This window comes from Paracoccus sp. R12_2 (genome assembly GCF_017744015.1).
Lineage (GTDB): Bacteria > Pseudomonadota > Alphaproteobacteria > Rhodobacterales > Rhodobacteraceae > Paracoccus.
Map to the genome: position 1 here is coordinate 15249 of NZ_JAGHRA010000005.1, position 20853 is coordinate 36101.

Annotated in this window: 24 protein-coding genes and 1 tRNA gene; 10 read left to right on the forward strand and 15 right to left on the reverse strand. The window is 60.5% G+C overall.

The window, feature by feature from the left end:
* Positions 1–82 precede the first annotated feature (82 nt).
* Entirely contained in the window at positions 83–397 is a 315-nt protein-coding gene (locus J7359_RS07780; protein WP_209056079.1) for a multidrug efflux SMR transporter, read from the forward strand.
* Between the two features lie 102 nt (positions 398–499).
* Complete coding sequence (gene ilvD, locus J7359_RS07785; protein ID WP_209056080.1) at positions 500–2338, forward strand: dihydroxy-acid dehydratase; 1839 nt, start codon at positions 500–502, stop codon at positions 2336–2338.
* A 9-nt stretch (positions 2339–2347) separates the two neighbouring features.
* Here ilvD and J7359_RS07790 read toward each other — a convergent pair whose 3' ends face one another.
* From J7359_RS07790 to J7359_RS07830, 9 genes are all read right to left on the reverse strand, one after another.
* The gene (locus J7359_RS07790; protein WP_209056081.1) at positions 2348–3079 is read right to left on the reverse strand and encodes a MauE/DoxX family redox-associated membrane protein; all 732 of its coding nucleotides are present in this window, start codon (positions 3077–3079) and stop codon (positions 2348–2350) included.
* A 75-nt stretch (positions 3080–3154) separates the two neighbouring features.
* Positions 3155–3604 (reverse strand): molybdenum cofactor biosynthesis protein MoaE, encoded by a 450-nt coding sequence (locus J7359_RS07795; protein WP_209056082.1) that lies wholly within the window; start codon positions 3602–3604, stop codon positions 3155–3157.
* A 1-nt stretch (position 3605) separates the two neighbouring features.
* The gene (moaD, locus tag J7359_RS07800) at positions 3606–3857 is read right to left on the reverse strand and encodes a molybdopterin converting factor subunit 1 (protein WP_209056083.1); all 252 of its coding nucleotides are present in this window, start codon (positions 3855–3857) and stop codon (positions 3606–3608) included.
* Entirely contained in the window at positions 3847–4479 is a 633-nt protein-coding gene (gene pgsA, locus J7359_RS07805) for a CDP-diacylglycerol--glycerol-3-phosphate 3-phosphatidyltransferase (RefSeq protein WP_209056084.1), read from the reverse strand. Before pgsA ends, moaD begins: the two co-directional genes overlap by 11 nt.
* 180 nt (positions 4480–4659) lie before the next feature.
* Positions 4660–5037, reverse strand: coding sequence for a hypothetical protein (locus J7359_RS07810; RefSeq protein WP_209056085.1), 378 nt, complete (start codon positions 5035–5037; stop codon positions 4660–4662).
* 126 nt (positions 5038–5163) lie between these two features.
* Positions 5164–7014, reverse strand: a complete 1851-nt coding sequence (gene uvrC, locus J7359_RS07815; protein WP_209056086.1) for an excinuclease ABC subunit UvrC — start codon at positions 7012–7014, stop codon at positions 5164–5166.
* A gap of 336 nt (positions 7015–7350) precedes the next feature.
* Positions 7351–8283 carry a calcium/sodium antiporter gene (locus tag J7359_RS07820; protein ID WP_209056087.1) on the reverse strand — a complete coding sequence of 311 codons (933 nt, stop codon included), beginning with the start codon at positions 8281–8283 and terminating at the stop codon, positions 7351–7353.
* A gap of 105 nt (positions 8284–8388) precedes the next feature.
* Positions 8389–9198: a S49 family peptidase gene (locus J7359_RS07825; protein ID WP_209056088.1), complete on the reverse strand. Its 810-nt coding sequence runs from the start codon at positions 9196–9198 to the stop codon at positions 8389–8391.
* 58 nt (positions 9199–9256) lie between these two features.
* Entirely contained in the window at positions 9257–10282 is a 1026-nt protein-coding gene (locus tag J7359_RS07830) for a LacI family DNA-binding transcriptional regulator (RefSeq protein WP_209056261.1), read from the reverse strand.
* Between the two features lie 102 nt (positions 10283–10384).
* Here J7359_RS07830 and J7359_RS07835 point away from each other — a divergent pair.
* From J7359_RS07835 to mobC, 4 genes are all read left to right on the forward strand, one after another.
* Positions 10385–10461 (forward strand) — tRNA-Arg (locus J7359_RS07835).
* A gap of 57 nt (positions 10462–10518) precedes the next feature.
* A complete protein-coding gene (locus J7359_RS07840) occupies positions 10519–10767 on the forward strand; it encodes a hypothetical protein (RefSeq protein WP_209056089.1) in 249 nt (82 codons plus the stop codon).
* Positions 10764–11852 carry a helix-turn-helix domain-containing protein gene (locus J7359_RS07845; protein ID WP_209056090.1) on the forward strand — a complete coding sequence of 363 codons (1089 nt, stop codon included), beginning with the start codon at positions 10764–10766 and terminating at the stop codon, positions 11850–11852. Before J7359_RS07840 ends, J7359_RS07845 begins: the two co-directional genes overlap by 4 nt.
* A 133-nt stretch (positions 11853–11985) precedes the next feature.
* A complete protein-coding gene (gene mobC / locus J7359_RS07850; RefSeq protein ID WP_209056091.1) occupies positions 11986–12342 on the forward strand; it encodes a plasmid mobilization relaxosome protein MobC in 357 nt (118 codons plus the stop codon).
* Positions 12343–12842: 500 nt separating this feature from the next.
* On the opposite strand, the gene J7359_RS19880 is transcribed toward mobC, so the two are convergent.
* Positions 12843–13157: a hypothetical protein gene (locus J7359_RS19880; RefSeq protein WP_247740257.1), complete on the reverse strand. Its 315-nt coding sequence runs from the start codon at positions 13155–13157 to the stop codon at positions 12843–12845.
* On the opposite strand from J7359_RS19880, the gene J7359_RS19885 reads away from it, so the two are divergent.
* The 3 genes from J7359_RS19885 to J7359_RS07860 all read left to right on the forward strand — a co-directional run bounded on the left by J7359_RS19885 (position 13156) and on the right by J7359_RS07860 (position 14233).
* A complete protein-coding gene (locus J7359_RS19885; protein WP_247740258.1) occupies positions 13156–13719 on the forward strand; it encodes a coiled-coil domain-containing protein 22 in 564 nt (187 codons plus the stop codon). The two genes, J7359_RS19880 and J7359_RS19885, sit on opposite strands and share 2 nt — an antisense overlap.
* Before the next feature lie 3 nt (positions 13720–13722).
* Complete coding sequence (locus J7359_RS19890; RefSeq protein ID WP_247740259.1) at positions 13723–13944, forward strand: hypothetical protein; 222 nt, start codon at positions 13723–13725, stop codon at positions 13942–13944.
* A 115-nt stretch (positions 13945–14059) separates the two neighbouring features.
* Positions 14060–14233 carry a hypothetical protein gene (locus J7359_RS07860; RefSeq protein WP_209056093.1) on the forward strand — a complete coding sequence of 58 codons (174 nt, stop codon included), beginning with the start codon at positions 14060–14062 and terminating at the stop codon, positions 14231–14233.
* Positions 14234–14405: 172 nt separating this feature from the next.
* Here J7359_RS07860 and J7359_RS07865 read toward each other — a convergent pair whose 3' ends face one another.
* The 4 genes from J7359_RS07865 to J7359_RS07880 form a co-directional block, all read right to left on the reverse strand.
* Complete coding sequence (locus J7359_RS07865) at positions 14406–15500, reverse strand: metallophosphoesterase (protein ID WP_209056094.1); 1095 nt, start codon at positions 15498–15500, stop codon at positions 14406–14408.
* 5 nt (positions 15501–15505) lie between these two features.
* Entirely contained in the window at positions 15506–15697 is a 192-nt protein-coding gene (locus J7359_RS07870) for a hypothetical protein (protein ID WP_209056095.1), read from the reverse strand.
* A 37-nt stretch (positions 15698–15734) separates the two neighbouring features.
* Positions 15735–16214, reverse strand: a complete 480-nt coding sequence (locus tag J7359_RS07875) for a metallophosphoesterase (protein ID WP_247740260.1) — start codon at positions 16212–16214, stop codon at positions 15735–15737.
* Between the two features lie 270 nt (positions 16215–16484).
* The gene (locus tag J7359_RS07880) at positions 16485–17333 is read right to left on the reverse strand and encodes a hypothetical protein (RefSeq protein WP_209056097.1); all 849 of its coding nucleotides are present in this window, start codon (positions 17331–17333) and stop codon (positions 16485–16487) included.
* A gap of 88 nt (positions 17334–17421) precedes the next feature.
* Here J7359_RS07880 and J7359_RS07885 point away from each other — a divergent pair, with 88 nt between their 5' ends.
* Positions 17422–17649, forward strand: a complete 228-nt coding sequence (locus tag J7359_RS07885; protein WP_209056098.1) for a helix-turn-helix transcriptional regulator — start codon at positions 17422–17424, stop codon at positions 17647–17649.
* Between the two features lie 79 nt (positions 17650–17728).
* On the opposite strand, the gene J7359_RS07890 is transcribed toward J7359_RS07885, so the two are convergent.
* The gene (locus J7359_RS07890; protein ID WP_209056099.1) at positions 17729–20803 is read right to left on the reverse strand and encodes a DEAD/DEAH box helicase family protein; all 3075 of its coding nucleotides are present in this window, start codon (positions 20801–20803) and stop codon (positions 17729–17731) included.
* Positions 20804–20853 lie beyond the last annotated feature (50 nt).

Here is a 20853-nt window from a genome sequence, read left to right on the forward strand (position 1 = left end):
ATGCCTATATTTTCGTGCGAGGACGACCTCCCCGAATCGGGCAGTTTCGCCGGGACGACCCGGTTCATTCTGGAGGTCTTCCATGCCTTGGATCACCCTTTTCGTCGCCGGTCTTCTGGAAATTGTCTGGGCCACTGCCATGAAGCAGTCCCATGGTTTCACCCGTCTTGTGCCCACGGCTATCATGCTGGTCGGCATGTTCGGGTCGTTCTGGCTGCTGGCGGTCGCGATGCGGCAGTTGCCCCTTGGCACAGCATATATGGTCTGGACCGGCATTGGTGCGGTGGGCAGCTTCGTGCTTGGGATCGCCCTGTTCGGCGAGGCGGTGACGGTGACGCGGTTGTTCGCCGCCGGTCTGATCGTGGCCGGTATCCTGGTGATGAAACTGGCATCCTGATCCGGCCTTCCGGGTCAGAACGCCAAGGATCGGGGCGGTTTTCGGCAATTTCCTTCCGTCGCGGGCGGTGCTAAGGACATCGCCAGCCAAAGGAGATCAGCCATGCCCGCCTATCGTTCCCGCACCACCACCCATGGCCGCAACATGGCGGGCGCGCGCGGATTGTGGCGCGCGACCGGTGTCAAGGACAGCGATTTCGGCAAGCCGATCATCGCCATCGTCAACAGCTTCACCCAGTTCGTGCCGGGCCATGTCCACCTGAAGGACTTGGGCCAGCTGGTCGCCCGCGAAGTCGAGGCGGCAGGCGGGATCGCCAAGGAATTCAATACCATCGCCGTCGATGACGGCATCGCGATGGGCCATGACGGCATGCTGTATTCGCTGCCCTCGCGCGAGATCATCGCGGACAGCGTCGAATACATGGTCAACGCCCATTGCGCCGATGCCATGGTCTGCATCAGCAACTGCGACAAGATCACCCCGGGCATGCTGATGGCGTCGCTGCGGCTGAACATCCCGACCGTCTTCGTCTCGGGCGGACCGATGGAGGCAGGCAAGCTGGTCCTTGAGGACGGCAAGCTGAAGGCGCTGGACCTGGTCGATGCCATGGTCGCGGCGGCCGACGATTCCTATTCCGACGCTCAGGTCGAGGCGATCGAGCGATCGGCCTGCCCCACATGCGGCAGCTGTTCGGGCATGTTCACGGCCAATTCCATGAACTGCCTGACCGAGGCGCTGGGACTGTCGCTGCCGGGCAACGGTTCGACCCTGGCCACCCATGCCGACCGCAAGCGGCTGTTCGTCGAGGCGGGACATCTGATCGTCGATCTGGCGCGGCGTCATTACGAGGGCGACGATGCGTCGGTCCTGCCGCGCAACATTGCCAGTTTCAACGCCTTCAAGAACGCGATGACGCTGGATATCGCGATGGGCGGGTCCACGAACACGGTGCTGCACCTGCTGGCCGCCGCGCATGAAGGCGAGGTGGATTTCACCATGTCCGATATCGACAGGCTGTCGCGAAACGTGCCGGTCCTGTGCAAGGTCGCGCCCGCCAAATCGGACGTGCATATGGAGGATGTCCACCGCGCAGGCGGCATCATGGCGATCCTGGGCGAACTGGACCGCGCGGGGTTGCTGGATACATCGGTCGGCAGCGTTCATTCCGGCACGCTGGCGCAGGCGCTGGACCGCTGGGACGTGGCGCGGACCGACGCAACCAGCGTCCATGATTTCTATCGCGCGGCCCCCGGCGGGGTGCCGACGCAGACGGCGTTCTCGCAGGACCGCCGCTATGACAGCGTCGATCTGGACCGGCAGGGCGGGGTGATCCGGGATGCCGAACACGCTTTCAGCAAGGATGGCGGTCTGGCGGTTCTGTATGGCAACCTGGCCGAGGACGGCTGCATCGTGAAGACCGCGGGGGTGGACGAGTCGATCCTGACCTTCACCGGCCCGGCGCATATCTTCGAAAGCCAGGATGATGCGGTCAGCGGCATCCTGACCGGAAAGGTCAAGGAAGGCGAAGTGGTGCTGATCCGCTACGAAGGGCCGCGTGGCGGACCGGGCATGCAGGAAATGCTGTATCCGACCAGCTATCTGAAATCGAAGGGCCTGGGCAAGGCATGCGCGCTGGTGACGGATGGGCGTTTCTCGGGCGGGTCGTCGGGACTGTCGATCGGCCATGTGTCGCCCGAGGCGGCAGAGGGCGGCACGATCGGCCTGGTCCAGCAGGGCGACATGATCCGCATCGACATTCCCAATCGGATGATCTCGCTTGAGGTTGACGATGCCACGCTGGTCGCGCGGCGCAGCGCACGCGAGGCCGAAGGCTGGAAACCGGCGAAGCCGCGGCAGCGCAAGGTCTCGACGGCGCTGCGGGCCTATGCCGCGATGACAACCAGCGCGGCCAAGGGTGCGGTGCGGGTGATCCCCGACTGATCACGGGTGTCACATCGCGTTGGCCAGTGTGAACAGGCCCATCGTCATCATCACCAGGTTCTCGGTCAGCGACACGAAACCCAGCGGCACGTTGCTGTTGCCGCCGACACAGGCGCATTTCAACTGTCGCTTGCGGATGAAGACGGCGCGAAAGACCGACCATGCGCCGATCGCGCCGATCAACAGCGCGACCGGGCCGGATAGCCAAGGCAGCAGACCGGCCAGCATCAGCAGCCCCGCGCCGGTTTCCAGAAACGGGTAGGCATAGGCGTAGGGAACCCATCTCTGGGCCAGCAGATCATAGTTCAGGAACATCGTGGAAAAACTTTCCACATTCTGCAGCTTCTGCAATCCCAGCAGCACCATGGCCATGGCTGCGAAATGCGGCAGAACCATCCAGGGCGGGCCATCTGCCATCCAGAAAACCGCCAGCGCAAGCAGCGCCGAGACAGCAAAGATCGCGATCACGGGGGTATAGCTGGTGTCGCCCGGTTTCGGCAGGGGACGACCGAAATGGGCGCGCAGGTCGTCATAACCACCTATCCGCTTGCCGTCGATCCATGTCTGCGGTGTGGTGTCGACCTTGTGCCTTTCCATGAAGGCATCGGTTTCCTTGCGGGTGCGCAGCCTGTGATCCTGGACCCGATACCCGTTTCGCCGCAGCAGCCATTTTGACTTGCGGCCAAAGGGACAAATGTGATCGGGCATCACCATGCGGTAGAGCGTTGCGGATCTGGTCATCAGGAACCTGCCTGTGTCGGGCGCATGTCATTGCGTGCCTGCAGGACCAACGGGCGTCACCCGTCGTGGTTCCTGTCAGCGTGGCATCGACTGCCAGCGATCCAGTGCCGCTTCGTCGCTGTCCTTCGCCTTGACCCAGCGGGCGGTTCCGTCCTGTCCGATCTCGCGTTTCCAGAACGGCGCGCGGGATTTCAGCCAGTCCATCAGAAAATCGGCGGCCTGAAACGCTGCCTGCCGATGACGCGCGGCCGTGGCGACCATCATGATCGGCTCTCCGACCCGCAGCCGTCCGTGGCGGTGCACGATCCGCCAGTCGATCAGGTCAAAGCGCCGCGCCGCGGTGTCGCCGTGGCCTTCCATCGCGCGTTCGGTCATGCCGGGATAATGTTCCAGATCCAGCGCTGCCATGCTGCCGGTGTCGTCGCGGACCACCCCGGTGAAGGTAACGATCGCGCCCGCACCTGCGCCGAAGCCTTCCAGTTCGGCCGCCGCATCGAAAGGCTGGGACTGAACCCTTGCGCGCAACTCAGCCTCCGGTCATCGGGGGAAAGAACGCCACCTCGCGCGCTTTGCCAAGCGGCGCGTCAAGATCCACCAGTTCCTGATCCACGGCGCAGCGAACCGCCGCCATGTCGGCAAATGCGGCGGCATGCCAGTCGTCACGCGCAGCAAGTTCCGTGACCAGATCGCGCACGGTGACCGCCTGCGTCTCGACCCGCTCGCGCGGCACGCCGATCCGTTCGCGCAACCACGCGAAATACAGCACATCAAGCGTCATGGGCGGGCTCTTTCAGGTAGGGCATCGCCTTGACGAAGTAATCCCAGCCGGTCCAGCCGGTCAGGATCGCGGCAAGCCAGATCAGCGCAAGGCCGATCTGGTTGGCCAGGTCCGACCAGCTATCCGACCAGGGCAGCCGTCCTTCGCCGACAAGCGGCGGGTGGCCATGTTCGACATAGGCAAGCCCGGTGCCCAGAAACAGGACCGAGATCGCGACCATCTGGAAGGTCGTCTTCCACTTGGCCAGTTTCGTGACCTTCAGCAGCTTGGCGTTGGGTCCAAGGAATTCCCGAAGCCCGGACACGAACACCTCGCGGAACAGGATCACGGCGGCGGGCAGGATCAGCCACGGGTTCATGCCCGAATATCCGGTGATGACGACGATCGCGATGACCACCATCGCCTTGTCGGCGATCGGGTCCATGGCGGCGCCGAACCGGCTTTCCTGCTGCCAGGCGCGTGCCAGATAGCCGTCAAGCCAGTCGGTGATCGCGGCGATCAGAAAGATCGTCAGCGCCGCCCAATCCGCCCAGGGGCGTTGGAAATACAGGAACATCAGCGGCACGGCGGGCGCCGCGATCAGCCGAAACAGGGTCAGGATATTGGGAATGGTCCAGCGCATGGCCGCAAGCTAGTATCTGCCGCGCGGATTGGGAAGAGGCCGCAGCGTCACTTCGGCGGCAGATCGACCGTCAGGCTGCGCCGAGGCGCGGGATGGCAATGCGCTGAATGATCGTGCGGCGGGGCAGACGGTTGGTTCCCTTGGGACCGAACCGTGACGCCCCGCCGGATGGTGCAGGTGTCAGGCCGCGCGATCGGGCGAAAGATCGAATGTCTTCTCGCCGATGGTGACATGGGTGGCCTTGATCCGGTTTTCGCCGAAATGCGCCGTTCGGCGGCCGACGACCGAGACGGGGTCGCCCGGCAGCGCCTGCGATTCGGTCAGCCCGGCCTTCAGATTACGGCTGCGGGTGGCAAGTTCGATCGTCCAGTTCACGCCGTCACAGGCGCGAACCTGCAGCGTCGGATCGCTGCCGCCGATATTGTTGTCGATGACGATGGCATCCAGACGGATCATTTCATCGTCGAAATCCGTCCATCTGTCCTGAACCAGCGCGTCGTCCGGGGCAAGCGCGGGCTTGCGGACCACGGCGGGGCCGAAAAGCGGGAAGTGGGGCATGGCAGCCTCCTTCATCAATGGTGCGGGTGAGCAGATCGCAACCATAACGTGAAGACCGGGAATCGATGCGGTAGAACGCTACCGTATTTTGGGGATCGGCCTGATTGCGCCGGTGGCCTGTCGCGGTCAGGCCTTGGGATGAAAGTGATCATAGACCTTTTGCGCCATCGCCGCCGATATCCCGTCCACCGCCTGCAGATCGGGAAGCCCGGCGCGGCTGACCGCCTTGGCGCTGCCGAAATGGGCCAGCAGCGCCCGCTTGCGCGCCGCGCCGATGCCGGCGATCTCATCCAGCGGATTGGCCATCACCGATTTCGCGCGCTTGGCGCGATGGGTGCCGATCGCCCAACGATGCGCCTCGTCGCGCAGGCGCTGAACGAAATACAGCACCGGATCATTCATCCGCAGCGCAAATGGCCGCTGGCCGGGGCGGTGGAATTCCTCTTTCCCGTGATCCCGATCCACGCCCTTCGCGACGCCCACGATCGGGATATCCTCGACCCCCAGATCGGCCAGAATGCCGTCCACGGCCGAAACCTGCCCGGCGCCGCCGTCGATCAGCAGCAGGTCGGGCCATGCCTCGGTCTGACGGTCCGGATCTTCTTTCAGCAGGCGCGAGAAGCGGCGCGTCAGAACCTCTTTCATCATGCCGAAATCGTCGCCCGGCGTGATCTCGGTGCCCTTGATGTTGAACTTGCGGTACTGGCTTTTTAGGAAACCTTCCGGGCCCGCGACGACCATCCCGCCGACGGCATTCGTGCCCATGATGTGGCTGTTGTCATAGATCTCGACCCGGCGCGGCGTGGCGGGCAGGGCGAACGCCTCGCCCAGGCCTTCCAGCAGTCTTGCCTGTGCGGCGCTTTCCGACATCCGTCGACCAAGGCTTTCACGGGCATTGCGCAGGGCGTTGGTCACCAGATCGAATTTCTCGCCGCGCTGAGGGATCAGCACCTCGACCTTGCGGCCGGCGCGTTCCGACAGCACCTCGCCGGTCAACTCCGGATCTTCCGGGCCGTGCGAAAGCAAGATCTGCCGCGGTGGCGGCTTGTCGTCGTAGAACTGCAGCAGGAAGGCCTGCATCACCTCGTCCGGACTTTCCGCGCCACCGAGCCGGGGATAGAAATCCCGGTTGCCCCAGCTTTGATTGCCGCGGATGAAGAAGACCTGCACGCAAGCCTGGCCGCTTTCCATGTGCAGCGCGACGATGTCGGCCTCGGCCACGCCCTTTGGGTTGATTGCCTGCACGGATTGCACGGCGGTCAGCGCCTTGATCCGGTCGCGCAGCGCGGCGGCGCGTTCATATTCCATCGCCTCGGCGGCCTTGGCCATCTCGCGTGCCAGTCCGGCCTGGATATCGGTCGTCTTGCCTTGCAGGAAGCGTTCGGCATCGGCCACAAGCGCGCCGTAGTCTTCCTGGCTGATCCGCCCGACGCAGGGCGCGCTGCACCGCTTTATCTGATAAAGAAGGCAGGGACGGGTGCGGGATTCAAAGGTCGAATCCGTGCAGTTGCGCAGCAGGAAGACGCGCTGCAACTGGGTCAGGGTCCGGTTGACCGCGCCGGCGCTGGCGAATGGGCCGTAATAGTCGCCCTTTTCCGATTTCGCGCCACGATGTTTCTTGATCTGCGCGAAGTCATGGCTTTTCGCGACCAGGATGTTGGGAAAGGATTTGTCGTCGCGCAGAAGCACGTTGTAGCGCGGCTTCAGCTGCTTGATGAGGTTCTGTTCCAGCAACAGCGCCTCGGTCTCGGTGCGCGTGGTCAGGAACATCATCGAATGGGTGTCGCGGATCATTCGGGCGATCCGCGCCGAATGACCCGAGGGGCGGGCATAGTTCGACACCCGCGCCTTCAGATCGCGGGCCTTGCCCACATACAGAACCGCGCCCTGGGCATCCAGCATCCGATAGACGCCGGGGCTGCCATCAAGGGTTCGCAGATAGTCGTGGATCAGCGCGTGGCCGGTCTTTTGCGTCATGGGTGGTTATGAAGTGATTCTCTGCACTCGCTGCAAGTTCCGATCACCGATTGCAAGGGTGAAGCTGTCCACGACTCTTGTGGATAACTCTGTGGGCGGGCTGTGAGGGGCGGCGCTTCGGGCCAGCAATCGTTACAGTTTCGTGAACCTGCCTGTAAAATGGGCAACTTCGAATGTAATTGAAAACAAAGGATATTTTTCTTCATCGTCTGGTCCGGACCAAAAAATTCAAAGAATCCCGCAGGTTTGCGCGGATTCCGCATGTTGGTGGACAAACATGGCCAAAGCGTCGTTTCCGACATCCCTTGGCCGGCATGCGCCGTGCGCCAGCGGCGGCTAGAGAAGGACCCAGACATAGGCACAATAAGCCAGCACGAAGACGGCACCGACCGGTCGGTTGATCGGGATGCCGCGGAACAGGAAGGGCGCCAGCAGAAGCGAACTGGCCAGCATCACCCACAGGTCAAGGCGCAGCATCTCGGGCGGGATGGGCAGGGGGGCCACCAGCGCCGTCAGGCCAAGGATCGACAACAGGTTGAAGATGTTCGATCCGACGACGTTCCCAAGGGCCATGTCCGCGCGCCCGCGCAGTGCAGACGCGACCGACGCGGCCATTTCGGGCAGGGACGTGCCGACGGCAACCAGCGTCAGGCCGATCACTGCCTCGCTGATGCCGAAGGCCAGCGCGATATCGCTTGCGCCGCTGACCAGCATGTTGGCACCGACGGGCAGGGCGACCAGACCGCCGATCAGCCACAGCGAAATCTGCCGCCAGCGCGCCCCAAGCGCTGCGCCTTCCAGTTCCGCGGCATCCTGGTTCTCGGCCCGCGCGGTGGACAATTGCCGCCACAGCACCAGGCCAAGCGCAACCAGCAAGATGATGCCCTGCGGCACACCAAGCGGACCCAGAAACGCCAGTGCCATCAGCAGCACCGTCGCGGCGATCATCATCGCCCAGCTTTCCCGCAGATCGTGGCCGCGCGTCACGATCCCCGAAACCAGTGCGGTCGCGCCCAGAATGATCAGGACATTGGCGATGTTAGATCCGACGACATTGCCCATCGCGATGTCCGTCGATCCCTTCAGCGCGGCTGACATGGATACCAGCAATTCGGGCGCCGACGTGCCGAATGCGACCACCGTCAGGCCGACGACCAGTGGCGTGATGCCCAGGCGCAGGGACATGTTGACGGCGCCCTTGACCAGCAGATCGCCACCGAAGACCAAGAGGCCCAGCCCCGCCGCCACCAGAAGAACGTCAACGATCACGGCGATTGATCCCCAGCAGCTTGAGAAGGAACTTGCGAAAGCCCGGACCGCTGAACAAGGCCAGCGCGACGATCACCAGAAGAAACAGGACGACGATACGAACGCTCATCCCCCGGCCCCGAAGCGCTGGAATGCGGCGCGTTCGGCGGCACTGTCGATCAGTGTTCCGGCGGACAGGCCCAGTCGGCGGAACAGCGACTGGCGCGGGCTGTGGATGGTAAAGCGGGTCTTGTCGCCATGGATCTGTTTCATCTTCGGGACCAGATGGCCGATCCCGTCGGCCAGACCCAGCGCGACGGCCTCGCGTCCGGCCCAGAATTCACCGGTAAACAGGTCGCGATCCCGGCTCAGCCTGTCGCCGCGCCGGGTGATGACATGATCCTTGAAGGCGATGTGGATCGGCTCCAGCACATTGTGCAGGCGGGCGACATCCTCGCGGTTTTCCGGGCAGAACGGATCCAGCGTCGATTTCGACCGACCGGCGGTATGAACACGCCGTTCGATCCCCCAGCGGTCGATCAGATCCTGAAAGCCGAACCCGGCCGAGATGACCCCTATGGACCCCAGGATCGAACTGTCATCGGCCCAGATCTGGTCGCCGGCGCAGGCCAGCCAGTAACCGCCGGACGCCGCGACATCCTCGACGAAGGCATGGACGGGAACATCCGTCTCAACTGCCAGCCGCCTGATGCGCGCCGCGATCAGCGACGATTGCACCGGCGATCCGCCGGGCGAGTTGATGGACAGCGCGACGGCTGCGGGCTTGCCCTTGCGGAAGGCCCGTTCGATCACCGATGCCAATGCGGCGTCAGACAGGGCACCGCTGCGCCCCGCCATGCCGATCGCCCCGTGCAGGCGGATGACTGAGACGCGTGGGCCGCGTTTGAGAAGGCGGTTCAGGAAAGGGATCTGCATGGCACCTCAGATAGTGCCGCGGCCTGCGTCCGGCAAGGCCGCCTTATCATGTTCCCGCTCAGGTCTTCGGGGCACGGATCGTGTCGCCGGGTATGAAGGTCGGCGTCAGCGCGATCAGCCGATCGGGCGGAGGCGCATCCTTGCCCGCCACAAGCCGCGCGGCCCGCCGCCCGATTTCGACGCGACGCGCATCGGTGGTGGTCAGCCGCACCGGCAACCCGTCCAGTAGATCCACGCCGTTGAAGCCCGCCAGACCAAGCTGCCCCGGTATGTCCTTGCCGATATCCAGACAGTGCAGCAGCCCTCCGGCGCCGATCATATCATTGGAATAATAGAGGAAATCCAGGTCCGGCGCGCGGGCCAAGATGCGTTCGGTCAGTTCGCGGCCCTTCAGCAGCGACGATCCGCCCTGATAATATTCGCGCGCCTCAAGCTGAACCCCGGCTTCTGCCAGGCCCTGCTCGAACCCCACCAGCCGTTTGCGGGCGCGATGGTCCTCGGGCATGTGGGTGCCGACGAAGCCGATCCGGCGATAGCCTGCGGCCACGATCCGCGCGGCCATCTCGCGCCCCGCGCGAATATGCGAGATGCCGACCAGTGTATCGATGCCGTCGCCATCGGTGTCCATGATTTCGACCACCGGGATGCCCGCATTCGCAAGCATCGCGCGCGAGGCATTGCTGTGTTCCAGCCCGGCCAGGATCACCCCCGAGGGGCGCCAGGACAGCATGTCATACAGCACCATCTCTTCGCGCGCAGGGGAATAGTTGGTGACGCCGATCACGGGCTGCAGTCCGGTATCGTCAAGTTCCGCCGAAATACCGCCCAGCACGTCCGGAAAGACCAGGTTCGACAGCGATGGGATGACGACGGCGACCAGATTGACGCGCTGGCTGGCCAGCCCGCCCGCTATCTTGTTGGGCACGTACCCCAGCGACTTGGCTGCGGTCAGCACCTTTTCGCGGGTTGCCGCGGACACGTCACCGCGATTTCGCAGCACGCGGCTGACGGTCATTTCTGACACGCCCGACGCCTCGGACACATCACGCAGGGTCAGGGGGCGTCGGGGACGTGGGACTGTCATGGCCATCCGGGAATGAGAATGCGATGGCGAATGTTAGCGGACGCCAACGGCGGCGACAACCTTGCCAAACGCGTCGCGAACGGTCTAAACGGCAGGCATCAAGGCCCCGTGGCTCAACTGGATAGAGCAGCCCCCTCCTAAGGGGCAGGTTGCAGGTTCGAATCCTGCCGGGGTCACCAAACCTGCCAATAAATACAATTACTTGCGGGAATTCAAATCCCGCACTCTGCAAGATTGTGCAGTATCTTGCGGCTTTTTTCCGAGAACATGCAGAGAACGTCGCTACAAAACCTCTACAGCCAAGTTTGCCTAGCGCTGGTTCTTACCTGCCAATCGAACAGAAAAATCCCGGTTCGGCGGCAACCGAAACCGGGATCAAATCTACAGTAAAAGCCTCCAGCGTTCTTCTCTACTTTACCCCAAATCTCGACGTTGAAGCAACCAGTAATCGAGGCCGCAAACTGCTGCCGGGCGGCGCGTCATGAGTATTCGGTTGACGCACAACGGCTTACCTGCCGACATGACACCCTACCGACTGAAGCCTTTACTACTACAGGCGAGGATCGCTCTTGGCCTGTCGAGCGGCGCGCTCAAGTATCTCGAATTCGCAATCGACAACTGCCAACCGTCCGATTTCCAGCAAGGCAGGATTTGCGCCATCTGGCATTCGCTGGAGCGGCTTGCCGATCTCTTTGGATTGTCGAAGCGCCAGATTACCAGGATTGAAGCTGAACTGGTTGACGTAGGCCTGATCAAACGCACATACCCGGAGCGCAAAAGCCGCTCCGGTGATCGCGTTGATGGTATGATCAAGCGTGCAGCGGGCATCAACCTGGCCCCGCTTATCGAGAAGGCGGAGTACATTCGGTTGCTGGTCAGCCGTCAGATGCAGGCCGATGAAGACCGCAAGCGGTTGCGCGAGCATATTCAGGGCCTCTTTCGGCAAATACGGGATCTGGATAGCGCTGATGCGGATGCGGCGGCGACCTGCATTCTGCCGCGTCGTCGGCCCACCGAGCTGAGTGACATCAAAAAAATGCAGGAAGTCGCTGAGGCGCTGGAAGCCGTGCTTGCAGATTTTTCGGCAGTTGGCGGTCAGCCAGAGTTGACCGTCGAGTCAGACGAAAATGTCCGACTCAATACGAATGAAGAAAAGAAAAACAAAACTCGTATCGCCAAGAAGCCGAGGGAGGAGAGGCGGTTGAACACCAGCCCGGCCCATGCCCGGCTTTTGGCCGGAACGAAGCTGGGCGAGTATATCGATTTTTATGCCTGCGGTAGGCCGCCCGATTGGAACGTAGTTATGCGGGCGGTGCTTGATCGGGTCTACGAGTTAGGCATTTCCAGCCGGTTGTGGCGAGAGAGATGCACGCAGATTGGCGAGGCAAGGACCGCGCTTTGCCTGATCGTGGCAGATCGAAATTCGCAGAGAGATGGGCCTTTTGGCAGGAAGAACGCAGCCGCTTCCTTTGCAGGGATGGCCCGAAAAGAAGCCAGACAGATCGCCGTTCTCGACGGCTTGGTAGGAGAGCTGACACATGCGTTGCTTCGTTCGGGAGGCAACCCATGAATTGCCCCAGTCTGTCCTCAGAGAAAGAGAGCAAGGTTACGCATGTAGCTACGCGACATGCACCTTGCGAGGGAATGGGCAGGCCCTTTCCCCTCGACCCCAAGCCCGGCGCAGAGCGCCTCAGGTGGCTGGCATGAGCCCGCGAGAGACGACACAGCGTCCGGTGCGTGATCTGGTTTTGCGGGTGCGCTGTACTGCGGATGAGCGGGCGGCGTGGCTCAGCAAAGCCCGCGCCCAAGAGCGATCCTTGTCCGAGTATGCCCGCCATGTTCTGTCCGCTGAACCGATGCAGCGGCGGGCGCGACCTCCAGAGGTCGATCCCGTGCTGCTGGCGGCGGTTGGGCGTGCGGGCAGCAATTTGAACCAGATCGCTCGCGCCATCAACACAGACCGCAAGGCGGGGCGCGCTATCGACCTGCTCGCGGTGTGCACACTCTTGATGACATTGGACCGGCAGCTTGCCGAGATCGTCGCGGAGCATTCGCGATGATGGTGCGCTTCTTTGCCCATGGTGATGGCTCGGGTGGGGCGGCGGTCGAGTACCTGCTGGCCGAGGAGGTCGCCGCCTATACCGAAGACCGCAAACGCATCGCGGGCCAGACCGTTCGCCGCGATGTGCTGCCAGAGGTTCTGGCGGGCCCCCCTGACCTCACCCGCCACCTGATCGACAGCAACAGCCGGAGATGGCGTTACACCAGCGGCGTGGTGGCCTTCCATGCTGACGACGATCCCTCCGAAGCACAGCAGGCGGCTGTGATGGCAGATTTCGAGAAAGCCGCCTTCGCAGGATTGGAGAGGGATCAGGCAAATGCTCTCTGGGTGCGCCATACACATATGGGCAATGTCGAGCTGCATTTCCTGATCCCGCGCGTCGAACTTTACGGCAACCGCTCGTTCAACCCGGCACCGCCGGGATCGGAAGCGTATTTCAACGCCTTTCGAGACTACTGGAACACCCGTGAGGGCTGGATTAGCCCAGAGGAACACTCCCTAAAGCGCATGGTGAAGCCGGTGTTCGATTTCGGCGACCGGAAGCAGATCAAGGAAACAATCCAGACGCTGATCGTCCAGCAGATCGAAGCTGGCGATATTCGCAACCATGCTGATGTCCGCTCGGCCCTCACCGAATTGGACGGCCTCGAATTCAAACCGCTGACCGAAAAACAGCTTGAGAAACGCCGCAAGGCCGATGCGGAAGAGGCCCGAGGAGGCAAGCCCCGCAGGCACGACACTCGCATCACCATGCGCGTCGCGGGCACCTCGGACAGCCAGAACACATTCCGCCTTGAGGACAGGATATTCCATGAAGACTGGACCGCAGATGAATACTTTGCTTCAAAGCCTGCAAGCGAAGGTCGCGACCCAAACCAACGCGACCGAAGCCCAGACCCAGGAGATGTTGAACGGCTTCGAGCAACATTTGTCGCAAGCGTTGAGCGCCGCGCAGCAAAAAATCATGCGCGATATGCGCGACCTCGAAAAGCTGAGCGAGATGATCCGCGACCGGACGGCCGCCCAGGTCGAGGAACAGGCGCGCAAAATACGGCAAGCGACAGCCGAACTGGAAGCCAGCCGGAAGGAATGGCGCACGGTGACATGGAAGACCATGCTGCCGAGCTATCTGGCCGGGGTCTTGCTGACCTCTTGGGTGCTCTTGATGGCGGTGCAACTGACCTTTCCCGAGCCGCAGAACACGACGCCCGAGCCGGGGCTGGCGATGTTCGGTCTGGAAGGGGCGAGGGTGAGCCGTGGCCCTGGCGGCTTGGGCCGGGTGCTGAGCCTGCCGCGTGGCGTCACGCTGGCCGATTGTCCGATCCCCAACCTGAACGGCGGCGAAATCTGCGTCGAGACCGCAGTAACGAGGTAAACCATGGCACACCCGCAACTGACGCCCTTCGAGACCGCATTGCTGCGCGCTGTCGAAGAACTGAACACGACATTCGAGGCTGGTTTGAGGAGCGCCAGCGCTTCACCGAGCGAGTTCGAGACTTTGCATCGCGCATTCAATCGCTTCGCGATCGACTTGGAGAAACGCTTGACCGCCTTGGAGCGGCAGCAGGCGGAGTTGCGGCGGCTGTTGGAGACTGGCTGACCCTGCGATCTGCGCAGCGGAACGAAGTTAAGCAGAGCAAACCTAAGCCGAGAGGCACGACATCCGCGCCCTTCTCTTATGACCCGAAATTCTAAGCAAACGAAAGGACATGACCATGAGCACCGAAAAGAGCTTCATCGATCAGATCGTGGCGCAAATCCAGGACACCGTGCGAGACATGGAAGACTCTGGATTTCTGGAAGAGCTTGCCAAAGCGCCAGAGAAGGCGGAAACGCCGCAGGCACAGGAAACGGAGGCGCCGCAGGATACGGACCGCCAGCGTGATTAGTCGTGAAGCGGACATTCATTGACTATCATGTCAACACCGGGCCACGCCTTCCCCTGCCTTATGGGGGGCGATGTCAGGCGAGGCCGGGTGCAACGGTAGCCGGAAAATCCACATGAGCGAGACGCCAGGTATCGAGCGATTGTGGGGTTTCCGGCGGGACTAAAGTGTCCGCCTATCGTTTACAATCATCCTTCATGAGCCGGTGCCGCCCGGTCAGGATGAACATCCGGCAAAAGGATTCCCAATCGTGCAGCCAGACCAGAGGTTCGCCCGTTTCGCGGTCCATGGGGTGCCCCGATCCGAGTGAGCTTTGACGCCAAAAGTCGTAGAATGGCAGTTTGGCAATATCTGCTTGACGCACGCATCTGTCGTTGACGATCTCCAACCCGAAATAGGTCTCGTCCGGCGCAGGTCGAACAGACTTTGCTTTATGTGGCGGCTTTGGCAATCCGGGGCCGTCTATGTCCGTTGAGAGAACATAGGCCGGGTCGAACGGCGTGCCCTCGCCCGGGTAGCCACGTGCATTCATCACGAAATGGATCGAACCATGATCGCCATCGCCAACACGATTTTGGTTGTCATGGCTGTGCCCACATATCCAACTATGAATATCGAACTGCTTGATCTCGTCCCAAAGATCGCTGGCAAAGCCCGCGTTCATGGCGCGCTTTTCGGCGCGTCCGATTGTGCGGCCTGGGTGGACCAGTTTGCTGATGGGCAGATGGTGGGTCATGACCAGCGTTGTACCACTGAAGGGGCGGCGCAAAGCATCGAAAACCGCCGCCTTGTCTTGCTTGTGTAAGGCCAACATATCCTCGCCGGTCATCAGTTTGCCCGGCGACATACTAATATTGTGGTAATCATTGAGTCCCTGCGTCACGACCCGATAGGCCAGTTCTTCCAATTCCGGATAGAGCTTCAGGTCCGTCCAGAGCGGCGCGCCGATGATGCGCACCCCTGCGACCTCGGTAGCCGCGCCATGCAGCACACGGATATCGAGACCTTCGGCGCGGAACACCGCAAGCTGCCGTTCTTCTTCGACCAACAACTCTGACCAGACCGAGCCGTAAGGTTCGTGGTTGCCCCAGATCACCACAACCGGGCAGCCGTATTTGCGCGCCGCCCTTGCAGGGATTTCCAGATGGCGGCCCATCGTATGGGTGTCGCCCGCAATCAGCACGCCGTCCACTGGCGCGGACAGGTCGGGCAGATCGAAACCTTCCCAGAATTCGTCATGCAGGTCGCTCCAGACCAGAAACCTCGCCATAGCTCTTACTTTCTCATGATCTTGGGGAAGCGACTGGCGTCGATCCATTGCTTCCCGTCTTTAGGTGCGCCCCATGGGTTGCCAAACTCTTTGCCCATCGGGGCGTCATCCAGCGTCAGGTCGCGCGCGTTCACGGCGCGGCGGGCGCGTTTGTGCTCGGCTTTCTTGAATACCTTGTCGCTCGCGGCGATGGTCATCCCACAGATCGGGGTTTTTCGGTAGGACCGGGACATATCAGAAATCCTTCGCCTTGTGCTCGACATCCGCCCAATGCTTGTTCACGGGCAGGGTTTTGGCGCGGCGGGCAATATCCTCGAAACGAACGGGCATGAAATCCCAGACATCGACGCCCGCGTTGACGCTGTTGCGCGAGCCTTTCCAATTGTTGTGGACGTGCCCGAAGATCTGAAGCGCGCCACGCCGGGCGCGGTTCCAGGTGATCATGGGGTAATGGCACAGGGTATGCGCCTGATTGTCGGGGCCATCCTTGACCTCCGCAAGTTGCGAGATGCTGTCCCAGGGTAAGGCCAGCGTCGGTTCCAGATCGTGATTTCCAACGACCAGATGTTTGCGCGCGCCGGGAAGCTGCCCGAAGATGGCTTCGAGATAGCTGGTCTCTTTGGCCTTTGGGCCGAAGGCAAAGTCGCCAATGATCCAGAGGTCATCCTCTGGGCGGACCTTGGACCAAAGGTTTTCAATCAGCACCGTGTCCATGTGACCAGCATTACGAAAAGGTCTCCCGCAAAGCGAGATGACCTTCTCATGCCCGAAATGGGTGTCTGCCGTGTACCAGTTGGTCATGTCCTTGCCTCCGTCATACCCGATGGCGGCGGCGTCAGAAGCGTTGCGGTGATGGCAGATCATCTCTCGGCGAACAGCTCGAAGCCGCCCGCCGTTTTGCGGGCGCTAAATCAGGGTGATATGTGCGCGTACTGTGATCATGTGGGCTTCATAGCGCAGTTCGAGAGATTTGGCCATCCACGACTACAGGTCCATGTCTGAGGCTTCGACCGTTTTGCCGGTCAGGGCTTCGACGATTTGACGATCCAGCTCTGCCATGTGCTGACGGCCAAGTTCGTAATCCACCAGTGAAAAGCCGATGGAGGTCATGCCGGGATCGCCGTGATAGCTGACGGTGAATGTGGCGAGGCAGCCCGGTTTGATGAGCTTGTCGCGCGGATACTCAAAGCGATATTCGACAGTGTTGCGATAGTGACTGGCCGAGCCGCAAAGCTCGTATTCCGTGATGCTCTTGCCACCCGAGGACGTTGTTTCCTCGTGAGTGATCGAACCAAGTGCATCAAGATCAGCGATAAAGCCTTCTGTGCTCCAGGCGTAGGTGAGAACCATTTCACGTCCATTGATTTCAACGCGTGAAGGCGGGCCATAGGTCTCTTCGATTTGCGCTTTGAGCGCCAGTGGCTCCGGCAACTCGTCGCTTGGCTGGCGAATACTGCGATGGATCGCCATCGGACGTTGTTCCATGACATCCGAAGACAGCGTGGCAGTCACCTGGTCCTGTGCGACCTTGGCGAGCCGCCCATTGATGCCGACATCCCCGATCCGTGTGAAAAGCTGATAGGTAAACTCGAACACAGAGCCATCCGGAGATTGCACCCGCAGAACTTCGCTCTCGCTTGTTGGAGCAGCGTCGCTGCGTTCTGCGTAGGCGGCCAGAACATCGTCCAGTGGGTCGCCAGGTTGCAGGCCGAGGATTTCGTATGGGTACGGGCGTTCGGCAGGGGCGGGCATGACCACAAGTGAGTCCTCTGCGTGGACTGGCAGGGCGACTAGGGCAGCAATCAGGCTCACAGATAGATGTTTGAGGATCATGTGGCGGCCTTTCCATAAACGAGAAAATCAATCAATTACATATTATAGTTGATAACAATAAAGTATGTAAACCGCGACCTTGTCGCGCATGGATATGCGCAAATTGGTCGGTCGAAATTTTGCACGCTTGCGTCGGGAGAAGGGCCTGACGCAGGAGCAGATCGAGGAACGCTCGGGCCTCAGTCAGCAGTACCTGAGTGGCCTGGAACGAGGAAAGCGCAACCCGACCGTGATCACGCTCTACGAGCTGGCGCAGGCGCTTGGGGTCAGTCATGTTGAGTTGGTCATCCCCAGTGAAGAAGATGAAGGATACTGAGGTAAGGATGAGCAAGTTTCATCCTGCTTCCGTTTAAAATCAGGATATATCCTTAACTCAGCCCACTCGTTCACTAGCATTATCTTCCCCGAACTGCAGACATGAGCTCAGAAAAGTCTGACACAACATCATACTGTACCCGATCATTCGGGACGCTGTTTGCAATTTCCTCGAAAAACTTTCTGGCGCACTTGATTTTTTCTAGCTCCAACTCGCGAAACTTGAGGGATGGCTGGGAGCCCTTTGTTTCCGCAACAAAATAGATGTGCTGGACTGATTGCTCTTTGAAAGCTATCGCCCAGTCGGGATTGTAATCCCCGACAGGCGTGGGGATGAGAAACCCCTGCGGTAGCTTCGAATAGACGACGATTTCATCGCTTGTATCCAGGTCTTCGACAAATTTGCGTTCGACCCCAGAGTCGACCACGGCATAGTCATAGATGTGGTTTCGCAACTTCCCGACGGCTTGCGTCAGATCAGTGCCAGTCTGGGTCGCGGGGAAGATATCGGTGTCGTATCTGTCGGCAGTTGCATCATAGGTAAGATGCTCGATGACAGTCGTGGCCTTCTGCTCTTTGATTATGCGTGAGGCCTCAGAGATGAATTGTTCGGGGTTGGCCTGGAACGTCGAGAACTTCGCAGCGCTCATTCCGGTCAGGATTTTCCCGATCGTCCCACGCGTCAAATCCGCTCCTTCAGCAAGTTTGCCGATGACGTCATATGAAACGAGCGAGTGAGCAGAGCTGCTTTCCTCACTACGGATACCCGATTGTTTAAATGCAGCTCCGGTTCGAAGTTGGGCCTCAGTTAGCTCATCTGAAAGTTTGCCTTCGGTGACGACGTATTGCAGAGGCGATACAACGAGATCCCGATCCAAAGCATTGACGCAGCGTTGGACCAGATCGTTGGAGTCAAATTCAACCTGATAGACTGCCTTCCGGTTAATGCGCTGCCAAAGCTCCTGAAACTCCTTCTTTTCGAAGTTCTTGTTTCGCGGGATGGCCTTGGGCTTGCGGCCATCGCCCATCATGTTCTCGAGCTGGCTTCCGTTGAAGACGGTATCGATCAGCTGCAGGATCTGTTCCTGTTGGTCGAGAAGTTCATCGGGCAATGAAGCCAGCGTGCCCGCCTCACGCGCCTCATGATACGCTTTTGTGATGCCGTCGTTGTCATCGATGTAGTCGTTCTTGACGAGATACCGCTCGATGCGTTTGGCCATGTCCTTTGACACAGTGGTTTCACTGCCGTTGACCGTGATCGACTTGCCTTCGAAGTACTCGGCGTTCGCCTGGCGTGGGCGCTCCGACAGATTTTCGGCGATTTCTTTCTGAAGGCCGCCAACAAAGTCTTTGTAGCTTTCGCTAGCCACCACGGTCAGGACATTGATGTCATGCACGGTTGCTGCGTGATCCATGCGGTCGCCGTTCTTGTTGACCGAAATGCGCAGACCCCGGCCAACCTCCTGGCGACGCGATATGGTATTATCGCTGTGCTTGAGCATGCACATCACAAAGACGTTCGGGTTGTCCCAGCCCTCGCGCAACGCAGAGTGGGAGAAGATGAACCGCGTCGGCTCTTCGAAGGAAAGCAGCCGCTCCTTGTCCTTCAGGATCAGATCGTAGGCTGAAACGTCATCCGTCAATCCGGCGAACTCACCGCGCGCTTTGACCTTTGGATCAACGAGCTTGCCCTTCTTGTCGATCGAGAAATAGCCGTTGTGGGTCGCGCCGACGTCAATGCTGTCCAGGTGCTTTCGGTAGGCCTCATCCTCCAAGGGCAACTCGCCAAGATATTCGGCTTTCAGCGCTTCGTATTCCTCTTCGAAGACGCGGGCATATTCGCCTTTTTCGTCCTCAGCATCGTAGTCCCGATACTTCGCCACTTCGTCGATGAAGAACAGCGACAACACCTTGATGCCTTTGGCGAACAACTGCTTTTCGCGCTCGAGATGGGCTGCAATGGTCTCGCGGATCTGAATGCGGCGGATGTCGCGCTCCGTGACGTCGCCGCTGGCTTCACCGGCCTTCAGAACCGCTCCGTTCGTAAAATGCACCTCATCCACGCGCGCGTCGATGTCAGAGACAACGAAGTCCCGGTACTGATCGAGCCCCTTGGACAGATCAAATAGGTTGCGGCCCTTCTCAATCTTCCGCAGCACCCGCTTGATGCCCGAGTTGGTTTTCACCTCCATTTCGACTCGCGCAACTGGGTCGCTTTTGGAAATCTGGATGCCTTCCAGATAGAGATACGCATTCGTGCCTGTCAGACCCTTGGCCTGAATGCCGCGCACTTCGATCTTCTTGACCAGCTTCTGGCTGAATGCATCAACCGCATCCAGACGATGCACCTTGTTGTGGATGGTCTTGTGGGTTGCTGAATAGCGCAGGATGAACAGCGGGTTGAACTTGGGCAGAGCGTTCTGGGTTGCCGTGCCTTCCATCTTTTGCGGCTCGTCCAGGATCAGGATGGGGCGGTTCTTGGCAATCACGTCGATGGGGCGGCGGGACTGGAAATCATCCAGCTCCTCATAAATCCGCCTGTTGTCAGCGCCTGACGCATTGAACGCCTGCACGTTAATCACCATCACGTTGATGCCCGCGTCCGAGGAAAAGCTCTCCAGCTCGTGTAGCCGCTTGGAGTTGTAGATGAAGAAACGCGCCTTCTTGCCGTAGCTTTCGACGAAATGCTCTGCCGTCATCTCCAGTGACTTGGCCACGCCTTCGCGGATCGCAATCGACGGCACCATGATGATGAACTTGGACCAGCCATAGCGTTTGTTCATCTCGAAGATGGATTTGATATAGCAATAGGTCTTGCCCGTGCCGGTCTCCATCTCGATGTCGAGGTTGATGGCCGCGCCCGCCTTGTAGCTCGCCTTCTTGGGCTTGCCCTTGTCATCGACAAAGGTGCTCAGGCTCTCGGACAGGGGCAGGTTCTGGCGCTGTTGTACCTTACGGATGTTCTCCAGAACCTGGCTCGCAGGCAGTGCGATGTCAGCATTACGAAAGCCGTCTTCGTCGGAGCGCATCTGCGCGCGGACACCGGGGTCGATCCGATAGACTTGGGCCGCCGTGTTGGGCTGACCTTCGAAGCAATCGACCACGGTCTCGACCGCCGCTGTCTGATAGGGTTGCGACTTGAACTTGATCTTCATGAGCGACGCTTTCTTAAATTCAGCGTTTCTTTCTTACTTTCTTTCGTAGG

Coding starts and splice junctions, on each gene's coding strand:
- J7359_RS07780 (WP_209056079.1), top strand. CDS start 83: ATGCCTTGGATCACCCTTTTCGTCGCCGGTCTTCTGGAAATTGTCTGG.
- ilvD (WP_209056080.1), top strand. CDS start 500: ATGCCCGCCTATCGTTCCCGCACCACCACCCATGGCCGCAACATGGCG.
- J7359_RS07790 (WP_209056081.1), bottom strand. CDS start 3,079: ATGACCAGATCCGCAACGCTCTACCGCATGGTGATGCCCGATCACATT.
- moaD (WP_209056083.1), bottom strand. CDS start 3,857: ATGACGCTTGATGTGCTGTATTTCGCGTGGTTGCGCGAACGGATCGGC.
- pgsA (WP_209056084.1), bottom strand. CDS start 4,479: ATGCGCTGGACCATTCCCAATATCCTGACCCTGTTTCGGCTGATCGCG.
- J7359_RS07810 (WP_209056085.1), bottom strand. CDS start 5,037: ATGCCCCACTTCCCGCTTTTCGGCCCCGCCGTGGTCCGCAAGCCCGCG.
- uvrC (WP_209056086.1), bottom strand. CDS start 7,014: ATGACGCAAAAGACCGGCCACGCGCTGATCCACGACTATCTGCGAACC.
- J7359_RS07825 (WP_209056088.1), bottom strand. CDS start 9,198: ATGCAGATCCCTTTCCTGAACCGCCTTCTCAAACGCGGCCCACGCGTC.
- J7359_RS07830 (WP_209056261.1), bottom strand. CDS start 10,282: ATGACAGTCCCACGTCCCCGACGCCCCCTGACCCTGCGTGATGTGTCC.
- J7359_RS07845 (WP_209056090.1), top strand. CDS start 10,764: ATGAGTATTCGGTTGACGCACAACGGCTTACCTGCCGACATGACACCC.
- mobC (WP_209056091.1), top strand. CDS start 11,986: ATGAGCCCGCGAGAGACGACACAGCGTCCGGTGCGTGATCTGGTTTTG.
- J7359_RS19885 (WP_247740258.1), top strand. CDS start 13,156: ATGAAGACTGGACCGCAGATGAATACTTTGCTTCAAAGCCTGCAAGCG.
- J7359_RS19880 (WP_247740257.1), bottom strand. CDS start 13,157: ATGGAATATCCTGTCCTCAAGGCGGAATGTGTTCTGGCTGTCCGAGGT.
- J7359_RS19890 (WP_247740259.1), top strand. CDS start 13,723: ATGGCACACCCGCAACTGACGCCCTTCGAGACCGCATTGCTGCGCGCT.
- J7359_RS07860 (WP_209056093.1), top strand. CDS start 14,060: ATGAGCACCGAAAAGAGCTTCATCGATCAGATCGTGGCGCAAATCCAG.
- J7359_RS07865 (WP_209056094.1), bottom strand. CDS start 15,500: ATGGCGAGGTTTCTGGTCTGGAGCGACCTGCATGACGAATTCTGGGAA.
- J7359_RS07870 (WP_209056095.1), bottom strand. CDS start 15,697: ATGACCATCGCCGCGAGCGACAAGGTATTCAAGAAAGCCGAGCACAAA.
- J7359_RS07875 (WP_247740260.1), bottom strand. CDS start 16,214: ATGGACACGGTGCTGATTGAAAACCTTTGGTCCAAGGTCCGCCCAGAG.
- J7359_RS07880 (WP_209056097.1), bottom strand. CDS start 17,333: ATGATCCTCAAACATCTATCTGTGAGCCTGATTGCTGCCCTAGTCGCC.
- J7359_RS07885 (WP_209056098.1), top strand. CDS start 17,422: ATGGATATGCGCAAATTGGTCGGTCGAAATTTTGCACGCTTGCGTCGG.
- J7359_RS07890 (WP_209056099.1), bottom strand. CDS start 20,803: ATGAAGATCAAGTTCAAGTCGCAACCCTATCAGACAGCGGCGGTCGAG.